This is a genomic window from Paraburkholderia xenovorans LB400, assembly GCF_000013645.1.
Lineage (GTDB): Bacteria > Pseudomonadota > Gammaproteobacteria > Burkholderiales > Burkholderiaceae > Paraburkholderia > Paraburkholderia xenovorans.
This window is the reverse complement of the sequence record NC_007952.1, coordinates 516,394-536,674: the sequence shown is the minus strand read 5'-3', so window position 1 is coordinate 536,674 and position 20,281 is coordinate 516,394. Positions and strand designations below refer to the sequence as shown.

The following is a 20,281-nucleotide window of genomic DNA, read 5'->3' as shown; positions in this document are numbered from 1 at the left end:
GCGCATTCTTCTCTCTCAAGCCAGCAGCGAAACGGCCCCGTTGAGGGTCAATCCCGCTGCCAGCCACCCTCCTGCCGCATAGCACGCGCGGCCGCCAGCGGCGGCAACCGGCAAAAGCACTCCCTCACAACCGTCCTGCAAGCAACAGGCATAGTCGTTGCGCGTTCCTTTGTATGCTTTTTACGAGGAGCACATCATGACTACGTTCAATCCCCAAGTCCCGGCATCCGCCGGCGCGCAGGGCGCAAATATTGTTGGAGTCGGCATGGGTGACGGTCCCGGACCGGACGTCATGGCGGCATCCACGCTCGATGGAAACAAGGTGATGTCGTCCGACGGCGAGCATGTCGGCAAAATCTCCGACATCATGCTCGACGTACGCGGCGGGCGGATCGCCTACGCGGTATTGTCCACCGGGGGTTTTCTCGGCATGGGCGACACGCTGCACGCCATACCGTGGAGCGCGCTCACGCTCGACACGGACGACAGGTGCTTCGTGCTCGATGCAAGCGCTGACAGGATCAAGAATGCGCCGGGCTTCGATAAGGATAACTGGCCTTTAATGGCGGATACGCAATGGGGCACGGCCGTGCACGAGTACTACAACCGTCCGCCGTACTGGTCGGCCACGCGCGGCGCGGTGGAAGAGCGAGACGTGGACTCCGATCTTTGAAAATTCACCCGGCGCGCGGGACACCTTTGCGCCCCGCAAGACCAATCTATCCACAGATTCCGTTCATAAGCCTGTGGACAACCTGCGCATGACTCAGGCAACTCCTTGAACGCATTGGCTTTCACCTCTGCGCTCTCAAGGAGTCGCGAGCGTCATGGCTCGCCGCACATCCACTGCGGGGCAGGAAACGGCCCGCGGCCATCTGCGTCACATCGCGCAGGCATGTGCGGACCGGCTCGCGAGAGAGCGCAGGCCGACGAGCACGATCATTACGCGCTCCATCCACCGTATTACGGCAGCACGAACGTTTTTACGAGTGTCAATTCACCCGCCTTGCGCATCGGCACACGAATCGTTTCGCTCTTTTCGTTCGGCGTGTTCTCGTTCGTGATGATGGTCACCTGGGCGACGGTCATATCGGCACCGCTATTGCCGCTACCGTAGTAGTTCACATAGACCAGATAGGTGCCCTTCAACGGCGCCGCGGACGAATAAATCTCCGGCCCATAGCCGGTCGTCACGTCGACGTCGAGCGCGCCGCCGTTCGGTGCAACGCGCTCGCCATACCAGGTATGCGCGCCGTCAGGCGACACGACGTGCAGATCCAGATCGGTGCCGTCGGTATCCCACGCGAGCAGCACGCGCAGCTTCGGCTGGGTCTTACCGCTGTAGGCGTCGTAGAACTGCACGCGCTTGCGGCTGCCGTCCGGCGCGCGCAGTTCCACGCCGTTACTGCCCGCAGGAAACGCGTAAGGCCGCGAGAACTTGCCGTCCTCTTCCACGCGCTGCGGCAACGGCGTGCCGTCGACCACCAGCGTGCCCACTGTAGTGCCTTTCTTCTTCGGTGCGTTGCGAATCTGCCCTTCGATCAGCGCGAATCTGGACTGCCCTTCCGGCGTCGATACCGACACCGCCGGGTAGTGCACGTCCTGCGTATAACGCTCACTGTCGCCGCTCGTGTTGCGCCAGCCGTTCAACGGCGCGGCGAAGTCGATGTCGCTCGCGTACGCCGCCGGCGCGGCCTGCAGGCCGGCCAAACAGGCCACTGCAAGGAATCTGTGGCTCGCCTTCGTCCAACCCGTGGTCTTGACCTTCATCTTCATTGCTTCCCATCCCGCTGTCAGAGTCGCTCGCGCTTGACGAGCATCAGGCCGCCGATCCTGCGTGAAAAAATCCGCCGCCTCGCACCACACGCTCACGGTTGCACAAACGCGAGCATGGCCCGCGCGAGACGGCCAGCACCACAGCGACAAAGGCAAACGCGAAAAGATATTCATTGGATTGGATTGTCGGTGCGAATCAGCGTGCGCGCGGTCCGCTCGACGAACGTCTCATCGAGACCACGCGGGTGATGCTGGAACGCGAGGTGAACATATTCATGCGCCAACGCGATGCGGTCCTCTTCAGTCTGCAAGCGGTACACATACACGCGATTACGCTGCGCATCGGCATACGGACGCCCTTCACGCACCGCGCAGACAGCGGGCAGATCGGGCGTTTCGTAGCCCGCCGCGCCGTCCATGCGCCGCGCCCACAACGGCGCGTTGCGCTGCAGCCATGCCTGCGCGCCGGCCACCGCGATGCAGTCGCCCGATAACGGACTCTGGAACGACGTCAGCGTCGCTTGCGGCCAGGTGCGGGCGAGAATGGCGTCGAACGTCAGGCCGGTTTGCGCGGAGGCCTTCGCGGCCAGCCAGCTCATCTGTCCCGGCGCGGCCTCGTCGTGGTGATACTGAACGGGCGCGCCGGTCAGCACGAGCGCGTCGGTCAGGTCGGCGGCATGGCGCGCGGCTGCCGTCGGCGCGCGCGGCAGGACGCGCTGCGTGCTGCTGCTGTCGTCGATACGAAAACAGCCGTGATCGTGGTTGCCATGCTGCACGACGTAGGTCCGCGCCGCGACAGCCAGCGCCTTGGCCGCTTCCGGCTCGCTCGTGTCGCCTTCGCGCTCGACCACGCGCGCCACGTAGTCGTTCATACCGAAACGGCCGACCACGTGCGGCGCGCCGGCCGCGTCGCGATCGAGCCGCAATTCGCCGCGGCTCGTCACCCGCGCCCAATTGCCGTTCACGAAGCCGACCCGGAAATTGCCACGCAACGGCCCCTTGGGTGCGGCGGCCGGCCCTTTGTCGCCGACCACCTCGCGAATCGGATAGCGGCTGAAGAAATCGATCAGTACGCAGGCGGCGTCGTCGGGCACGGAGATTTGCGCGAGCAGCGGCGCGAGGCGCGGCGCGGCGGCCGTCAGCACGCGTGCGCTGCCGCCCGAACCGCCCAGCCACACCGGCGTGCCGTCGGCGAGCCAGCCCGCCGCGCCGCCGATCGACGCGCCCGGCCGCGCCGGATCCGGCATCGTCCAGGTTTTGGCGCGCAGCACACTGCCGTAGAGCGACACCGTGCCTTCACCGCGTCCGCTGGTCAGCACCGACACGAGCGTGCTGGCGGCCGCTTCGCGCGGCCGGGCGGGCATGGCCTGCAACGCGGCGAGCAGTTCGGTTACCGGCACGCGGTGCGCCGGGGTCATGGTGTGCAGATCGCGTAGCCAGGCTGGCGCGTGAGCGGCCGTCCAGTACTTGCGCCAGTCGGCGGAATCGAGTTGCAGGCGCGCGGGCTCGAAAAAGAGTCCGCACGACTGCACCAGCGCATGTTCGCGATCGATGTGACCGCCGGTCATGCAGCAATACACTTCCTCCGGGTCGCCGCCGTTGCAGGCGTAATCCGGTGTAGTGACGTTGCGGTCCACCAGATAACCGTAGACGAACAGTTTCCACACGCTGCCGAGCGGCGTCTGAAGCGTGCGCGGCAACGCGCCCGCCGCCTGCGGCGAAAAGCCGACCGCGGCGCCGCTGCCGTCGACTTGCCAAAGCTGGCTCCGGCCGTCGCGCAACCAGGCAAAGCGCAGCATCTGCGGCGCGGATGCCGTGGTCAAAGCGGGTGAAGATGAAGCCGCCGCATCAGCTCCCGCCCCGTTAAAACCGCACACCATGCCCACGGCGAGCGCGATCCGCAGCGTAGCTGCCAGACGTTCGCGTAATGGCCGAAGGACGCGGAACATGGCGGTCTCGTCTCGCTTACTGGATGCGCAACGTCGTCAGGTGATCGCTCTTGCCGCCTTCGAACGCCTTCGCGTCCGGCTGATACATGCGGAAGTAGCGCGCGGGCGGCAACGCGAACGTGCCCGGCAACGCGAAGCGCACCAGTTGCCGCAGCGTGACCGGCCGGTCGAGCAACGGCACGGGCTGGTGATACGCCAGCTCACCCATCTCGTACGACGCAACGCGCTGGAACGGCTGCGGACCGCTGGCGCCCTCTTTCGCGCCCGGCAGACCGTCGATCGACACGCCCCAGCTCGTCGCCTCGACATCGCCGCCCGGCGGCAGCGGCACGTCGAGCAAGCCATAGTGGTAAGCGTTGCCCGAGCGCGGCGTGAGCGTGACTTCGTCGACGTAAAGCGCGTTGCTGTCGATCGCATCGCCCTGCTTCACCAGACGCGCGGTGAACGCGGCGCGCCCCACCTGGCTCTCGGCCGAGGCATCCTTTTTCTTCGGATCGGCCGCGACCTCGACCGGTTCGAGCTTGTAGAGGCGGCGCTCGACGCTGATATTCAGACGGCTGTCCTCGCTCGTATGACTGCGGAACGAGACCAGCGCGTTGACGTCGGCGCGGGCGGCGCCGACGTCGAGCGCGGCCGGCAGCGTGGCGCCGGTCCACCTGTAAAGCGGCGTGCCGGTGGGCGTCGCGGCGCGTGTCCAGCCCGCGCCTTGCAGCGACGGCAACGACGTGGCCGCCACATCGCCGCCCAGCGCCTTGCGTAACCACAGGAGCGTGAGCGCGCGATCGAGCGTCGGGTAATCGGCGCTGCTCTTCGCGAGCAAGGCCGATGGATCGGCTGCCGCGCCGCCGTCGCCACCCGACATGACCAGCAGGCTTTGCACGAGCGGCGCAGGATCGTTGCTCAATGCCGCGCGCGCGGCGCTCGCCGCCGCATCGAACCCATCGGGCAATTGAGCACTCGTGCTGCGCGCCATGCCGGCGATCAGCAGCGTCGCCATCTGCTTGCCGCGCGGCGAATCGGCTTGCGCAAAGACGATGCTGTCCGACGCGCCATACGTGCCGTTGCGTGCGGGCACGCTGGCCGTGGCCGCCGCGTCGCTCATCAGGTCCGCGGCCACGCCCGAGACCGGCGTCGCAACCGGCAGGCCCATCTGCTGCATCAGCCACAAGGCCAGCGCGCGATGCAGCAGCGGCTCTTTCGCGCCGGCGTCGCGATAGACGTCCATTGCATGCTGCCAGTTGTCGGCGGGCAGGCTGATGCCGAGGCTGCGGCTCGCGAGCCAGTCCGCGTAATACGCGTAGGCCGTAATCAGTGCGCTGCCGCCCGTGGTATCGCCCCACCAGCCGAACGTGCCGCCGACACCCGCCAGCATGGCCAGACGCTGCCGCTGATTGCGCAGCAGCGCTTCGAGGCCTTGCGCCGAACTCGCGCCGCCGTCACCGGAGACGCCGCGGCCGATCGCATCATGCGCGAGCGCCAGCGGAATCAGGCGGCTCGACGTCTGCTCGGCGCAACCGTACGGATAGGCGATCAGATCGTCGGCGACACGCATGAACTGGCTCGCCGCGCTGCCGATGAAACGCACGCTGACGTCCTGCGCGTCTTGCGGCAGACTGAGCGGCTTGTTCGAGCCGTCGAGCGCCACCGTGTTCTGATGCAGATCGAGCCAGCCGCTCGCGTCGAGATGAATCGTGGTTTGCAGACGATCGACGTCCTTACCCGCGCTGCGCAGCGACGCGTTGATCACGCCGTCCTTCAGCGCGCCGCTCGGCAGACGCAGATAGTTCGCGCCGCGCTTGAGCGTGACCTTCTGATTGAGCGACAACCCGCCGCCGTCCACCACCCACTGCGCGTCCATATCCGCGTCGGTCTGATTGAACGCGATCATGTCGATGGCGGGCTGATCGTTGACGCGGAAATGCGATGGCCCGCTCCACTTCAGATACAGCGCCTTGTCCGAGCGCACGTAAGCGGTGCGTTGGCCAACCATGCCATCCGGCGCCGCAGCGCGCACGGTAATGCGCCAGCGCGCCAGCGAATCCGGCATCTTGAACGTCATGGTGGCGTGGCCGTTCGCGTCGGTTTTCAGGTTGGCTTCCCACGCTGCCGTGTCCTGATCGTCGCGGCGTGGCCGTTCGAGCACCTTCACGCCACGCTCGTTGTAGTTCGCGCGCTGCGGTCCGCCCGGCGCGCCTTTCAGCGGCGAGCGTGCGAGGTCGTAGGTAATGAACGACAGGCTCGACGAAGTCCGCACGTTGTTGCGGCGCGGGTGATAGAAGAAGTCGACGATATTCGGCGCGATTTCCGGCTGCAACACGTAGACCATCTCGTCGACCACACTCACCGTCAGATTCGCCGCTTCCGGCTTGCCGTTCAGCGTGCTGTCTAAATTCAGCGTGACCGTGTCGCCCGGTCCGTACACCGGCTTGTCGCTCTTCACTTTCAGTTCGATCTGCGGTTGAGCGACCACGATGCCCGCGTTCTGGAACACGTATTCGCCGGCGTGTACGTACAACACCGAGAACGTCATGTTCGGCGCGAAGTCTTCACCCACCTTGATCCGCGCTTTCCATTGCGACGGCGCCACCCGTTGCAGTTGCAACCAGTCGCCGCCAGCCGTCAGCAGAGCGCGACGTTCGACGTTGTCGCGTTCGAGCGTGAGCAGCGCGTCGTCGACCGGCATGGGGAAGGTGATCAGCGCTTCAGCGGTGTCGCCGATTTTGTATCTGTCGCGATCGAACACGATCTCGACGCTGCCCGGAATCGCCTTCAGGCCATCGCCCGCAACCCAATGGCTAGTGGCGGCGAGCAGATTGCCCAAATCATCTTTGACCGACAGCATGTACGAACCCGGTTCGTCGAATTGCACCGGGAACGACAGCTTGCCGCCCGCGCTCGCGCTTTTCAATGCGCCTTCGCCATGCGTTTGCGATTCGAGGCGCGTCCATTCGTACTTCGACGGCGCGTGCGACGCAGGATCGATTGCGCCGAGCGCCTGTAAGTCGAAGCTCACCACGTCCTTCGGTTGCGAGAACGACTTGGCCGTGTTCAAACGATACGGCGTCGCGCCGCGCGCGATCAGCACTTCGCGCGTCACGCGCACCTTGTATGCGGCGCCGTCCTGCGCGAACAGCGTCAACGCATAGCGGCTCGGTTCTTTCGCGGCCGGCAGCGTAAGGCTCGCGTTGCCGTCGCTATCCGTCTTCAGTTCCTGCTGGTCGAGCTTGACCGGGAACAGTCCCGCATAACGCAATTCGCCGTCGACGATCGTCACTTTCTGCGCGCGCAGCGTGACCGAAATCTTGCTGTCGCGCACCGGCTTGCCGTCCGGATAGCGCAACTGGATCTTGCCCTTCAGCGCCTCGCCGGTCGCGTAGTCGGCTTTATCCATCGAGAGATTCACGTCGAAGTGCGGTTTCACATATTCGGCGACGCGAAATGCACTGCCGTATACATCGCCGTTGTAGTCGAAGCGCAGCGTATAGCCGCCGGCGGTGGCGTCGGCGGGCAGCGTGAACGCGGTATCCGCGCCTGTGCCCGACGCGAAATGCACCTTGCTGCTCGCCACCGGCGCGCCGTTCGGATCGAGCACGTCGAGCCTGATATCGGCCTCGGCGGGCGCGGACGATTGCGTCGCGCTCTGGAACGTGCGGCCGATGAACTTCACATGCACCGGATCGCCCGGCCGGTACATGGGCCGGTCGGTCACCGCGTAGATCTTCGTGTTGTAGATCTCGCTGTCGTAATAGAAATTCTCGGAGACGAACACGCCGCCTTGCGGATCGGTGCCGAGCACGTAGCTGCGCTCGGGGCTCACGTGTTGCAGCACCAGCGCGCCGTCGCCGCCGGTCGCGCCGCTTTGCAGAACGCCCACGCCGTCGGTCCAGCTCACTTCCGTATTCGCGACCGGCTTGCCGTTATCGCGCCGTGTGGTCCATACCAGCATGCCGCTCGACGCGGCTTTCACGACCGCCACCGTGTCCGACACGAACAGCAGCGTATGCGCACGATAGTTGCCGATCACCGCTTCGACGATATACAGCCCCGGCGGCAGCTTGCCGACCGGAATCATTACGTTGCCCGCACTGGCTTCGATAAAGTTACTGCTGCTGCCCGCCAGATTCACGCCCTTGGGCGGCTGGATCACTTTCGCGTCCCAGATCGGATAGCGGAAACGCGCGACCATGTCGTAGCCTTTGAGTGGCGCGAATTGCGAACTCGGCTCGAATTGCGTCTGCTTGCCGGTCTGTTCGCCGAGCTTGAATTGCGGCGCCGCTTCGGTCGCCTTGCTGCGGGTCGCGAACGACAGCACGCGCTGCCATGCGCGGCGCGCTTCGGTAAACCACCGGTCCCACAGATAGGTAAGCGTATTCGCGAGCCCTTCGCCCTGATAATTCGGCGCGACATTCAGCCGGTGCAGATTCTTCTGCGCCTTCAGAAAGTCTAGCGGCCTCGGCACGCGATACACGACGATGTCCGCGCCGCCATATGCCTGCAACGCGTCCTTGAAATCGCGGCCGGGCGCTTCGAGCCGCACCTGTGCCAGTTGATCGCTGCCGAAGCTCGCGTCCGAAAGCAGGAAGAACGGCTGTCCGTCGACCTTCTGCGAACTGAAGTTACTCGATGGCGCTGTCTGCAGCGTTGGATTGCCGGCGATGTTGGCATCGGCTGCGGCAGCGGCGCTCGCTGCGTCGTCGTCCGCGTAAGCAGCCGGTGAGACGGCGAGCGTCATCGCCGCGAGCAAGACAGTCAGCAGCGCCGCGAACGTGCCTGCCGCGCGACGGCGCGCGTTGCCCAACCAGTTGCTCGACGGCGTGACGGAAATCATTCGGGTCATGGTGTCAGAAAGTCCAAACGAAACACGCCGACGAAATTCGGATTGCCGTCGAGCGGCTGCCAGCGGGAGTCTTTCCATTGCATCAGGTCGGAAACGGAGACGGCGCGCAGACCGGTATCGGTCAGCGTGACGGTGCCTGTGTGATAAGCGATGTAGCGATCCAGCCAGATCATCAGATGCTGGTCGTCGCCCTGGTCGAAGAACAGCAGATCGCCGGGCAGCGCCTGGTTCACGTCCTTCGAAACAAAACGGCTATTGCGTTGAATCAGTGCGATCGCCGATGCGTATGCGCCGGTGGAACCGTCGAGTTGGGTCCAGCGGTTGGCGATTCCACGCTGCGCCGCGGACAGTTGCAGTTCGGGCGGCATGCTGCTGGTATCCGCGAGACTGGTCATGCCGTTGGCGCGCAGCCAGCGGGTGTCGTGCGGCCTGAGCGTCTCGCCGACCGCGAAGCGCACGAGGCCCGCGCAGTCGCGTTGGGTCCAGCGCGGCGTCGGTCCGCGCCGCATCTGCTGATCGACGATGCGCACGAACCACGCGCGGAATGCCGCCGATTGCTGCGGCGACAGCGCGTCGGGGTCGGGTGATGCGGCGGTGTCGGTGAGCGCGTGGGCGTAGGGCGTGAGACTCGCCACGGCGAATGCGCAGGCGGCGCTTGCGAGCCACGCGCGGCGCGAGGTGGTGGCGGCGTGGACTGCGAGAGTCGTGGACTGCGCAGCATGCGTTGACTGCGCAGCATGCGTTGACTGCGCAGCATGCGTTGACTGCACGGCATGCGTTGACTGCACGGCATGCGTTGACTGCACGGCATGCGTTGACTGCACGGCATGCGTTGACCGCGCAGCATGCGTGGACTGCGCAACACGCGTACGCTGCGCTGTCCTCGCCGCGACCATGCCTTGCGGCGCGCGCTCAGCCACGCACGTCGCGAATGCCGCGCCAAGGACGCGAACGCGGCGCACTCAGTCGCCCCCGGTGCCGGGCTGATCTGCGGGCGTATCGGCAGCGCCTTCAGTCGAACCGGAACCGGCACCAGCCCTCGCGCGATCGAACCACCACTCCACCGGCACCCAGCCGGTCGAACCCGGCAGGTTCTGCGGCAGCGTCAGCGAAACCGGCGGGTAGTGAGCAAGCGCGTGCAGCTTCGGCACGAGATGCGTACGCGATGCGTTGCGGAACACCGCCTCCTGATCCGCGGGCAACGCCGCGCCCGCCTCACGTTCGATCAACGCGGCGGCCGACGAAGGCGTGAGCGTCAGAATCGTGCGCGGCAGACGCTGCGGCGCGAGCGTATCGGCAAGCGCCGGATACCGCTTGTCGAGCACCGCGAGCGTGTCGTCGACGAGGCGGCCGTCCGGCGAGAAGATCAAATAGCCGTGCGCAAGTGCCAGCGTGACCGGGAAATAACGCTCCGCCGACAACTGCGATGCGAACGACGCCTTGCTCGTCAATGCCGTGCCCGAACGCGCGCTGACCGGCCGCTGCCACACGGTCACATCCGCGCCCTGCTCGCGCGTGGTGACCGGCAGGCGGCGATAGCCCGCGGAGTCGGCGCCGTCGGCTTTGGCGGCCTTCGCTTCATAGGCGCCGATCACATCGCCGAAGGTTTTGCCCAGCGCGGTCTTCAACGCGGCGATATCGGCCGCGTCCTGCTTCTTCACGCGCGCGACGAACACCGGCGCGACCAGCGTCGACTTCGCATACCAGCACACCGCCGCGGGACCGGTGAGCTGATCGCCGATCGCGGCAGCGTTATCCGCGCCGCCGCCGGCCACCTTACCCAATAGGCCCGAGGCCTCTTTCCAGTCCGCCGGCAAGCTCGTGCAGGCCGCCGGGTTGGCCGGCAACGCGCGCCACAGATCGGCGCTGTTCCACTGTTGCGGCAACTTGTCCGGCACGATCAGCGCCGAGGTCTGCCAGTTCGCCACGCCACGCCCCCCTGCGGGATTGCCGGTCGACGAAAAATCGAAACGCAGCGCGTCGATGCCGGAGAAAAACGCCTGATAGCCGAACGACAGGTAGTTGGCCGACACCACCAGCCGGTGGCCCTTCGGCGATTCGCCGGGCGCGTCTAGTTGATAGGCGCGCGCTGCATCATCGCGGCCCGAGGACAACATCCCGGACACCACGTCGGCCCGCTCGCCGAGCAGTCCGCCCTTCTCGTCGAGCAGCACACCGGGCGCGGACAGCACGACCAGCCGATCGTCTTTGCTGGCGAACAGCAGCGTGCGGCCGACCGCGAGTTTCAATGCATAGACCGGCACATCGCCGGAGAGCTTCGCCACCTGGCTCAGTTGCGCGTCGCTCGTGGCGACGTTGCCCACGCCTTGCAGCAGCTTCGCGAAACCATTGCGATGCATCGACATCACCCAGTAGCCGAGGCGGCCGTCGGGCGAGCGCCACAGCAGCACGTGCGCGGGTTCGTCGAATACACGGCGGATCAGTTCGTCGCGCCAGTCGAGTTGATGTTCGAACGCGAGACGCCGCAACGCGCCCTCGGCCGACAGCCGCGTGTTGTCCGACTCGTAATAGTCGACGAAATCTTGCGTCAGCACGTCGCGCAGCAGCGGCACACTCAGAATGTCGCGCGGCAAACGCGAGAGCGCTTCGCTGTCGATCACCGCATCCGGGTGGTGAATATCGAGGACGATTTCGCCGTTCCCGGCTGCTTTGCGATGCGCAAATGGACGCCATACCGCCTGAATGATCACGCCGGCCACGACCAGAAGACCGACGACCAGGATTGCAATCTTTTTGCGCGACATCTTCATCTGATTTCTTCTGGTTCGATGCGACGGTATTAACGTGAATGTCCGGCGAATAAAGTCAGCGGGATCAGTCTCCGAAGGCAGCGATGATAACCGATATTTTTAGCCGGAAACCAGCGGCAATTTCTATTTAACAGTCAGGCACGCTTCGGAGTTTTATAAAACGGATCCGCGTCTGATTAAGGGATTAGGAAACGCGAGCGTTCGACGCGGCGCGCCGATTCGTCAAACCGGCAAGTGCAAGTGCACGTGAAAGCGCAGCCTCGGGCCACAGACATGCATGCGCGGCGCCCGCGCCGGATACCTCGGGAATAATACCTTCAGCCTCGTGCGGTCTGACATCGCATTACTCGTCCGAAGCGTTTATGCTAAATCCGCGTGATTAAACACGCATGCAAAAAAAACCCAGCTGCACGCAATATGCTCGCCGGGTTTTTTCAGCATCGCCTTTATCGCCTCGATGCGGATATTGCCTTAGCCGCTGTCAAAAATGTTCGAGCGCCTGCTTCATTCTCTGCACGCCCGTTTCGATGTCGGCTACGCCCGGCGCGGCAAATGACAGGCGCAGTGCAGCCGCATCGATATTGTCTTTATAGAACGCCACGCCCGGCACGAACATCACATTGCGCCCGATACAACCACGCAGATAATCGGACGCATTCTGACCGGCCTTCAATCGCGCCCACACGAACATACCGCCGGCGGGACGATGAAACACAATGTGGTCCGCCAGTTGCGCTTCGAGCGCGTCGCACAGCGTGCGGCATTTCACGGCATAGGCGTCGACGATGCGCGGCAAATGACGCTCCAGCGCGCCGCTCGCGAGATACTCCGCGGCAATCGCCTGAGTCCACGGCGAGCTGCACAGATCGACCGTCTGCTTGGCGACCACGCAGCGGCGCAGGATCTCCGCGTGCGCGAGCATCCAGCCCACGCGCAAACCCGGCGCGACGATCTTCGACAGACTGGAGAAATGCACGACCCAATCGCGTGAACCCGGCACCTGCGCGCTCAAGGCAAGCAGCGAAGGCAAGGCGGCGCCGCTAAAGCGCAGATCGCCGTAGGGGTCGTCTTCGACGATCAGAAAGCGGTGACGCACCGCCAGTTTCAGCAACGCGACGCGGCGCTCGAGCGACAACGTCGCGCCGGTCGGATTGGCGAAGGTGGGGACGGTGTACAGCAGCTTCGGCGCACGGCGCAGCGTGCCCGATTCGAGCAGCGCGGCGAGCGCGTCGACGTCGAGGCCGTTCTGATCGACGGGAATCGTGACCACGTCGGCCTCCTGCAGCTTGAGCGCCTGCAAGGTCGCGGGATAGGCGGGCTGCTCGACCAGCACCACGTCGCCCGGCGCAACCATCACGCGCAGCAGCAGATCGAAGCCCTGCTGCGAGCCGGTCGTCACCAGCAACTCCGGTGGCGTGCACGGCGTGCCGCGGCGTGTCATCAAGTGCGCGAGCTGCTCCTTGAGGACGACGAGGCCGTCGGTCGGCCCGTATTGCAGGCACAGTGTGGGGTGTTGCGACGCGCGTGCCGCCGCGGCATCGAGCCCGTCGCGATCGAACAGATCGCTCGCCGGATAGCCGCCGGCGAACGAGATCATGCCGGGTTGCGCCAGATACTTGAAGAGTTCGCGAATCGGCGAACCGGTCGGCGCTGCGAATGCAGGATTGAAGGTGAACATGGTGACGGGCCGCTTATCTCTGGATGGAGGATCGGCGTCGATTGTGGGCATGGTCGGGGTGAGCGGCAAACGATATCTACGCACTACGTATTGCGTTTTTCGCATCACCCCCGCGCATGCGGCTACACCACGTTTTTCTCCACGATCGGCCGGTTTTCGAGCACGCGCGTGAAGCTCAACGAGCCCAGATCGAGCGTCGTGTAGCGGCCGTGCAGAATCAGTTCGCTGATGCCACGGCCCGTTGCGGGTCCTTGCTGTAATCCGTGTCCGCTAAAACCGTTGGCGAAAATGCAGTTATCGACATCCGGGTGATAGCCGATGATCGCGTTCTGGTCGAGCACGTTGTATTCGTAGTAGCCGGACCAGCAATTCTGCACACGCAGCGCTTCGAATTGCGGCACGCGGTGCGCAAGCGTCGGCCAGATCACATCGTCGAATAGCGCGTGATCGACTTCGTCGAGCGGCAGATCGTCGGGGTCGTTGTCCGCCGAGGGCGACGTGCCGCAGATAAACGATTTGCCTTCAGGACGGAAATACACGCCGCTCGGATCGATCAGCAACGGGCAGTGTTCGAGTTGCCCCGGCGAGGTGACGTTGAAAATACTGCGGCGCCGCGCGTGCACCGGAATGTCGATGCCGGCCATCTGCGCGACTTTGCGCGCCCACGCGCCGGCGGCATTGACCACCACGTCGCAGGCATAGATCTCGCCGTTCGCGGTCTGCACGTGGGTAACGCGTTTGCCGTCGCGCTGCAATGCGGTGACGTCGGCGGCGACGTAGCGCGCGCCGAGCGACTGTGCCTTCTTGCGCAGCGCCTGCACGAGCCCGTAGCCGTCGAACCAGCCTTCGCCGCTCTCACCGTACGCGCCGGCCACGAGGTCTTCGGTGTTGAGCCAGGGAAAGCGCGTTTGCAACGCGGCTTTGTCGAGCAGACTGATATCGGCGCCAAGACTTTTTTGCAGCGCGTGGTTCTCGCGCAGCGTGGCCTCGCCGGCCGGCGTCGCAAGGAACAGGTAGCCGCCTTCGTGCAGATCGATCGACGGTTTGGCGCCGTTCACTTCCAGCCGTTCGCCGATCGAGCGCAGAAACTCGATGCCGAACAGCGACATCTGAATGGAAAGCGGTGTGGAGAATTGCTGACGGATCGAGGCCGCCGATAATGCCGACGAGGAACGCGCATAAGTCGGATCGCGCTCGATCACCGTGACGCTGACTGTCGGATCCGACAGCCGCAAGAAATACGCGATGGAACTGCCGATCACCCCACCGCCGACAATCACGACTTTGGAACTCACGTCTTACCCCACGAGTAGCGTGGCCGCTCCTGACGCCGGCGGCGCAAACGGATTGCTAAAGAAGGTTTGATAAAGCAGCAGCGGCGCGCGAATGCGCCGCTGCATGTCAGGACTCGACGAACGGACTACGCGAACGGTATCAGCCGATATTGAAGTCGATACCCTGCGCGAGCGGCAATGCCGACGAGTAATTGACCGTGTTGGTAGCGCGGCGCATATAGGCTTTCCACGCGTCCGAACCCGATTCGCGGCCGCCGCCGGTTTCTTTCTCGCCGCCGAACGCGCCGCCGATTTCCGCGCCGCTCGGCCCGATGTTGACGTTCGCGATACCGCAGTCGCTGCCCGAATCGGACAGGAAGCGTTCCGCTTCGCGCAGATCGGTGGTGAATACACACGACGACAAACCATGCACCGCCGCATTGTTCGCTTCCACCGCGTCGGCGAAATCGGTATAGCGCAGCACGTACAGAATCGGTGCGAACGTTTCCTTCAGCACCACCGACGTTTGCGACGGCATTTCGACAATCGCCGGTCGCACGTAGTAGCCGCCTTCATATCCCTTCACCTCGACGCGCTCGCCGCCGAACACCTTGCCGCCTTCGGCCGTAGCCTGTTGCAGCGCTTCCTGCATGCGGCCATACGATTGCTTGTCGATCAGCGGCCCCATCAGCGTGCCCTTTTCGAGCGGATTGCCGATCGGCACCTTGCTGTACAGCTGCTTCAGACGTTCGATGGTTTTGTCGTACACGCTCTCGTGCACGAACAAACGGCGCAGCGACGTGCAACGTTGCCCCGCCGTACCCACCGCCGAAAACAGAATGCCGCGCATGGCGAGTTCGTGATCCGCCGTTTGCGTGACGATGCCCGCGTTGTTGCCACCGAGTTCGAGCAGCGAGCGGCCAAAGCGCTTCGCCACTTCCACGCCGACCGTGCGGCCCATTTCCGTGCTGCCCGTAGCGCTGACAATCGACGCGCGCGGGTCGGCCACCAGCTTCGCGCCCACGTCGCGGCCGCCGTTGATCAACGCGGTGAGGCCGGCCGGCGCGTCGCCGAACTCCTGCAGCGCCTCGCTCAGAATCTGATTGACGGCGAGCGCGGTAAGCGGCGTCTTTTCCGACGGCTTCCAGATCACCGCATTGCCGCAGACCAGCGCGAGCGCCGCATTCCACGACCACACCGCAGCCGGAAAATTGAATGCCGAGATCACGACGCAAGTGCCCACGGGATGCCACGTCTCCGCCATGCGGTGCCCCGGACGTTCCGAAGCGATCGTCAGACCGTACAACTGGCGCGACAGACCGACCGCGAAATCGCAGATGTCGATCATTTCCTGCACTTCGCCCATGCCTTCCTGAAGAATCTTGCCGGTCTCGAGCGTGATGATGCTGCCGAGCGCCTGCTTCTTCTCACGCAGACGGTTGCCGAGCAGACGCACCAGTTCGCCGCGGCGCGGCGCCGGGACGTTGCGCCAGGCGGTGTACGCCTGTTTCGCCTGAGCGAGGGCCGTGTCGACTTCCGCCACGGTGTTGCTGGCCACGCGGCCGATGAGTTCGCCGGTAATGGGCGAATGAACCGCGATGTCGCCGGCTTGCGCCGCGTGGGCGATGCCCAGGTCGGCGAGGATGGTGGAAGCGTCCATGAAAATCCCTTTTATTTCCGATGCGAAACAAGAGTAAGTTCGGAAACTATACACGCGGGTTTTTATGGCGGCAAGGGTATTTGCCCGGCAACGGCAGGCGAAAAACGCCTGAAGGCTTACTGAGCTTGAATAACTTGTGCGGTAGATGTACGGCTCGCGGCGTTCATGCATGCCGGCGGCCAGGCAGCGGGCGCGCACCGGTCAGAGCACTTCCGTTTCTTATTGGAAATGTCCGCTGACTCTCCCGGCATCAGGAAAAAGCGCATGACTTAATCTTCCAGACCGACTGGATCGAAAACGCCCGGGAGAGCGCACCGCGTGCGGGCAACCGCGCCGGACTCAAACGCTCGCCATCAACCTGTCCACCAGCACGCGCGCGAACGGCGGCAGGTCCTTGAGACTGCGCACGCAAATCTTGAGCTTGCGCTCGGCCCAAGGGTCGTTCAGCCCGACGGTGGCGATCTGCATCGTCTTCCTATGCCGCCGCGCAACCGATTCCGGCACGATGCCGATGCCCACGCCCGCTTCGATCATCCGGCAGGCGGCTTCGAAATTGCCCACCTGGATACGCAGTTTCAGACGCGCGCCGAGCGCATCGGCGGCACTCATGATGAACGCGTGGATCGCGCTGGAGGTGGGCAAGCTCACGAAATTGGCCGCGAGCACCTGCGAAAAATCGACCGACGCCAGCCGCGCCAACGGATGATCGCGCGACGTGACCAGCACGAGCCGGTCGTCGCGATACGGCAGCATTTCCAGATGTTCCGCATGCACATTGCCCGCCACGATGCCGATATCCGTCGCGCTATCCGCCACGCCTTTGACGATTTCGCCGCTCAGCACTTCACGCAGGTCGATATTGACGTCCGGATGATCGCGCAAAAAATGGCTCAGCACAGCCGGCATGAACTCGCTGATCGCGGTGGTATTGGCCCAGATGCGCACGTGTCCCTTGATACCTTCGCCGTATTCCTGCATGTCGCCGGCGAGATGCTCGACCCGTTCGAGCACGAGCCGCGCGTGGTGCACGAAGGCCTCGCCCGCGGGCGTCAGCGTCACGCCCTGGCTGGTGCGGTAAAGCAGCTTGAAACCCAGCTGCTCTTCGAGATTCTTGACCCGGTTGCTCGCCGCCGGCGCCGACAGATGCGAACGCTCCGCCGCGCGCGCGAGGTTCTGCGTATCCGCGATATTGAGGAGCAAACGCAAATCCACGAAATCGAAATGCATGGTGAGGGCCTGAGTTGAAGCGCCGTCGGCGCTCACGAGACAAAGGCCAATCTTAACCGGGCGCGAAAGAAGCGCCGGACCGCTTCGGCAGAGCGGCCCGTCACGCGGGCGGTTCCGTGTATCAGACGCCGCGCCTTCACCCACGATCATGCACGATCACGCGCCGGCGGGACCATCGGGCACGCCCCTTGCTTAAAGGAGCAACCCGACAGACTGGGAACGCATGGCGATTTTGCCTGCACCCCTGTCGCGACCGGGCCGCGAACACCCGAGGCCCGGTGCAACCGATATCTCAGGCATAAGCAAAATGAGTCGCGTATTACTGGTCGACGACCAACCCGAGGCATTGTCCGCGCTGCGCGCCGTATTGGTCGGCCGTGGTTACACGGTCGCCACGGCGGCGGATGGCGCCGAAGCTTTTGAACGACTGCAACGCACGCGCGTGAGCGCCGTCGTGTGTGACTGGCGCATGCCCAACATGGACGGCGCCGAGTTGATCGAATCGATGCAGGCCCGCAGTGAACTGGCGTCCGTACCCGTCATTCTGACGAGCGGCAGCGGCGAGGTGCCGGCCTTTCCCGTCAAAGGCTTTCTCAGGAAACCGTTCGCGCTGGACAAGCTGCTCTCGTTGCTGGCCGAATGCGAAAGCGACGCGGCGACGCCTGCCGTCTGCTGAATTTTCTCTAGCTGCGGGCACTGCGTCGTCACGCCTTCTCCCCCGTTTCGCGCACAAAAGAGGGGCAGACGACGGGCAAGCGCACGCAGTCGTGCGGCACGAAGGTGCGTTACGCGCCCGCCGCGATCCGTCGCGCCTTCAGAATCACCGGCATATCGACCATCTTGCCGTCCACCGCCACGGCTGCGCCCTGGCTCGTTTCCACCGCGGCCAGCACGCGTTGCGCCCACGCCTTGTCCGCTTCGCTCCATGCGTAAGCGCGATGCACCGCATCGATCTGCCGTGGATGAATGCACAGCTTGGCGCCGAAGCCGAAGCGCCGGCCGCGGCGCGCCTCGGCCTCGATGCCATCGGTATCGGTGATGGTGGTCGACACGCCGTCCACCGGCGCGCCGATCCCGGCAAGCCGCGACGCCAGCACGATCTGCGAGCGGAACAGATGCAGTTCCTCGCCGTCGCCATCGATACCGAGATCGATCTGAAAATCCAGTGTCCCGAACACGATGCGTTGCACGCGCGGCGCGGCGCACAACACCGCGAGATTCGCAAATCCGCGCGCGGTTTCGACGATCGGCAACACGCTCGACGCGGAATGTGCGAGCGCCAGCACGGCTTCGATCTGCTCGCGCGTCTCCGCTTTGGGCAGCACGATGCCGGCGACGCCGGCCTGGCCGGCCAGTGCGGCGATGTCCTCGTTGAACCACGAGGTGTCCGCGCCGTTGATGCGCACCCACGCGGGCCGCGCTTCAGGCCGCGCTGCAGGCCCCGTTGCATCGCCCGATACAGCGGCCAGCACCACCGCGCGCGCCGCCGGTTTTTCGTCGGGCGGCACGGCGTCTTCGAGATCGAGAATCACCGCGTCAGCGCCCGACGCGTGCGCTTTTTCGAAGCGCTCTGGACGATTGCCCGGCACGAACAGGTAGGAGCGCGGCAGCGCGGCGCTCATGCGGCCGCCGCCGCGTTGGCCCCGGCGTTGGCCCCGGCGTTGGCCCCGGCGTTGGCCCCGGCGTTGGCCCCGGCGTTGGCCCCGGCGTTGGACCCGGCGTTGGACTCGGCGTTGGACTGTGATTCAAACACCGACCCGACCTGCGCTTGCCCCACGATCCGCCACGCGTTGCCGAGCAATCGCGCGGCCTCGCCCTCCGTGGCTGCGCCCGAAAACGCCGCCAGCCGATGCAGCTTGGTGGCGATCTCATCGCGTGACAGCGTATTGCCAGGGTCGCCCTTCGGTTCGTCGACGCGGCCCGCTAACGTGCGGCCGTCGGTGGTGGTGACCGTCACCTTGCCGATCCAGCGCGCGGGATAAGCGGCATCCACCTCGGCGTCGAACGCCATCTCGACGTTGGCGCGGAAAGCCGCAATCTCGTCCGCGTCGAAACCCTGCTCGAATTCCGTCACGCCCGCATAGCCGTGATACGCGACCAGTCCCAGCACCGTGCCCATGTTGAACTTCGCCTGGTGCACGGTGCGCGGCGTGACGACCGCGCCGAGCACGTCGAGCGCGCCTTGATGCACGTGCGCCACGACTTTCGCCATATCGCGCGGTGCGAGACGGTGCTCCTGCACCACGGCGAGCAACGCGTCGGCGGCGGGGTGCGTATGACGGCACGCCGCGTGATACTTGAACGACGTCTCCGCCGTCGCCCACCGGCTGCCCAGTCGGTCGACCAGACGCGCCGGATCGGCGTCGCTCGACATGCCCGCGGCCATGCCCTGCGCGCCTTCGAGAATATGCGTCGCGCCCTTGAAGCCGTCGGCGGCGAGTTGCGCGGCCATCAACCCGTTGGCGGCGGCCATTGCCGTGTGCAGTTGCTTCGAGTCGGCGGCGTCGCGCAGAAACTCCCACAAGCCGCTTGCCTGCGTGCCCGCCGAGCCGAACGCGTCGAGCATCTGCGTGGGCGACAGACCGAGCAGCCGTCCCGCCGTGGCAGCCGCCGCCACCGTGCCCGCCGTGCCCGTGGTGTGAAACACCTTGTAGTGCGAGCGCCCCAGAAACTCGCCGACGCGGATGCCGACTTCATAGCCCGCCACCGCCGCCGCGATCAGGTCGCGGCCCGATGCGCGGCGGGCTTGCGCCAGCGCGAGTGCCACCGGAAACACGACCGTCGCGGGATGAAATACCGAGCCGTTGTGCACGTCGTCCTGTTCGGCGAAGTGCGACGCCGCGCCGTTGATCATGGCCGCGAAATATGGCGTGGCGCGGCTGCGGTCGATCAACACTTCGCAGGCGCCGTCCTTCGACGCGCCGCTAGCCTCGCGGGCGAACCGCGCAATGGTTTCGACCGGCCGCGCGCCTTTGCCGGCCAACGCCGAGCCGAGCCAGTCGACATACAGGTTGACGGTGCGCTCGACCACCGCAGGCGGAATGCTATTGAAGTCGAGTTGAGCGGCGAAGGTGGCAAGCGTCAGACTGGGATGATCGTTCATGATGAT

General features: G+C 64.9%; 13 protein-coding genes. 2 read left to right on the top strand and 11 right to left on the bottom strand.

Annotated features, from left to right (window positions below; genetic code table 11):
• The first annotated feature begins 196 nt into the window (after positions 1–196).
• Complete coding sequence (locus tag BXE_RS24325; protein ID WP_011490792.1) at positions 197–673, top strand: PRC-barrel domain-containing protein; 477 nt, start codon at positions 197–199, stop codon at positions 671–673.
• Between the two features lie 290 nt (positions 674–963).
• Here the strand turns inward: BXE_RS24325 and BXE_RS24320 are convergent, their stop codons facing one another.
• From BXE_RS24320 to BXE_RS24280, 9 genes are all read right to left on the bottom strand, one after another.
• Positions 964–1,770 (bottom strand): YfaP family protein, encoded by an 807-nt coding sequence (locus tag BXE_RS24320; protein WP_040124071.1) that lies wholly within the window; start codon positions 1,768–1,770, stop codon positions 964–966.
• A gap of 176 nt (positions 1,771–1,946) precedes the next feature.
• Positions 1,947–3,725 (bottom strand): DUF2300 domain-containing protein, encoded by a 1,779-nt coding sequence (locus BXE_RS24315; RefSeq protein ID WP_040124074.1) that lies wholly within the window; start codon positions 3,723–3,725, stop codon positions 1,947–1,949.
• Between the two features lie 16 nt (positions 3,726–3,741).
• Entirely contained in the window at positions 3,742–8,562 is a 4,821-nt protein-coding gene (locus tag BXE_RS24310; protein ID WP_081435572.1) for an alpha-2-macroglobulin family protein, read from the bottom strand.
• The gene (locus BXE_RS24305; RefSeq protein ID WP_011490788.1) at positions 8,559–9,332 is read right to left on the bottom strand and encodes a DUF1175 domain-containing protein; all 774 of its coding nucleotides are present in this window, start codon (positions 9,330–9,332) and stop codon (positions 8,559–8,561) included. Before BXE_RS24305 ends, BXE_RS24310 begins: the two co-directional genes overlap by 4 nt.
• Positions 9,333–9,524: 192 nt before the next feature.
• Positions 9,525–11,333 (bottom strand): DUF2138 domain-containing protein, encoded by a 1,809-nt coding sequence (locus BXE_RS24300; RefSeq protein ID WP_011490787.1) that lies wholly within the window; start codon positions 11,331–11,333, stop codon positions 9,525–9,527.
• Positions 11,334–11,814: 481 nt separating this feature from the next.
• Positions 11,815–13,011, bottom strand: a complete 1,197-nt coding sequence (locus BXE_RS24295; protein WP_011490786.1) for a PLP-dependent aminotransferase family protein — start codon at positions 13,009–13,011, stop codon at positions 11,815–11,817.
• Positions 13,012–13,133: 122 nt separating this feature from the next.
• Positions 13,134–14,306, bottom strand: a complete 1,173-nt coding sequence (locus tag BXE_RS24290) for an NAD(P)/FAD-dependent oxidoreductase (RefSeq protein WP_011490785.1) — start codon at positions 14,304–14,306, stop codon at positions 13,134–13,136.
• Positions 14,307–14,445: 139 nt separating this feature from the next.
• Complete coding sequence (locus tag BXE_RS24285) at positions 14,446–15,945, bottom strand: L-piperidine-6-carboxylate dehydrogenase (protein ID WP_011490784.1); 1,500 nt, start codon at positions 15,943–15,945, stop codon at positions 14,446–14,448.
• A gap of 339 nt (positions 15,946–16,284) precedes the next feature.
• On the bottom strand, positions 16,285–17,172 hold the full coding sequence (locus BXE_RS24280) for a LysR family transcriptional regulator (RefSeq protein ID WP_011490783.1): 888 nt from the start codon (positions 17,170–17,172) through the stop codon (positions 16,285–16,287).
• 307 nt (positions 17,173–17,479) lie between these two features.
• Between BXE_RS24280 and BXE_RS24275 the strand changes: the two genes are divergently transcribed.
• Positions 17,480–17,848 carry a response regulator gene (locus BXE_RS24275; protein WP_040124076.1) on the top strand — a complete coding sequence of 123 codons (369 nt, stop codon included), beginning with the start codon at positions 17,480–17,482 and terminating at the stop codon, positions 17,846–17,848.
• A 109-nt stretch (positions 17,849–17,957) separates the two neighbouring features.
• Here the strand turns inward: BXE_RS24275 and BXE_RS24270 are convergent, their stop codons facing one another.
• Positions 17,958–18,794, bottom strand: coding sequence for an HpcH/HpaI aldolase/citrate lyase family protein (locus BXE_RS24270; RefSeq protein ID WP_011490781.1), 837 nt, complete (start codon positions 18,792–18,794; stop codon positions 17,958–17,960).
• Positions 18,791–20,275 carry an MmgE/PrpD family protein gene (locus BXE_RS24265; protein ID WP_011490780.1) on the bottom strand — a complete coding sequence of 495 codons (1,485 nt, stop codon included), beginning with the start codon at positions 20,273–20,275 and terminating at the stop codon, positions 18,791–18,793. Before BXE_RS24265 ends, BXE_RS24270 begins: the two co-directional genes overlap by 4 nt.
• Positions 20,276–20,281: the final 6 nt, after the last annotated feature.

Coding starts and splice junctions, on each gene's coding strand:
- BXE_RS24325 (WP_011490792.1), top strand. CDS start 197: ATGACTACGTTCAATCCCCAAGTCCCGGCATCCGCCGGCGCGCAGGGC.
- BXE_RS24320 (WP_040124071.1), bottom strand. CDS start 1,770: ATGAAGGTCAAGACCACGGGTTGGACGAAGGCGAGCCACAGATTCCTT.
- BXE_RS24315 (WP_040124074.1), bottom strand. CDS start 3,725: ATGTTCCGCGTCCTTCGGCCATTACGCGAACGTCTGGCAGCTACGCTG.
- BXE_RS24310 (WP_081435572.1), bottom strand. CDS start 8,562: ATGACCCGAATGATTTCCGTCACGCCGTCGAGCAACTGGTTGGGCAAC.
- BXE_RS24300 (WP_011490787.1), bottom strand. CDS start 11,333: ATGAAGATGTCGCGCAAAAAGATTGCAATCCTGGTCGTCGGTCTTCTG.
- BXE_RS24295 (WP_011490786.1), bottom strand. CDS start 13,011: ATGTTCACCTTCAATCCTGCATTCGCAGCGCCGACCGGTTCGCCGATT.
- BXE_RS24285 (WP_011490784.1), bottom strand. CDS start 15,945: ATGGACGCTTCCACCATCCTCGCCGACCTGGGCATCGCCCACGCGGCG.
- BXE_RS24280 (WP_011490783.1), bottom strand. CDS start 17,172: ATGCATTTCGATTTCGTGGATTTGCGTTTGCTCCTCAATATCGCGGAT.
- BXE_RS24275 (WP_040124076.1), top strand. CDS start 17,480: ATGAGTCGCGTATTACTGGTCGACGACCAACCCGAGGCATTGTCCGCG.
- BXE_RS24270 (WP_011490781.1), bottom strand. CDS start 18,794: ATGAGCGCCGCGCTGCCGCGCTCCTACCTGTTCGTGCCGGGCAATCGT.
- BXE_RS24265 (WP_011490780.1), bottom strand. CDS start 20,275: ATGAACGATCATCCCAGTCTGACGCTTGCCACCTTCGCCGCTCAACTC.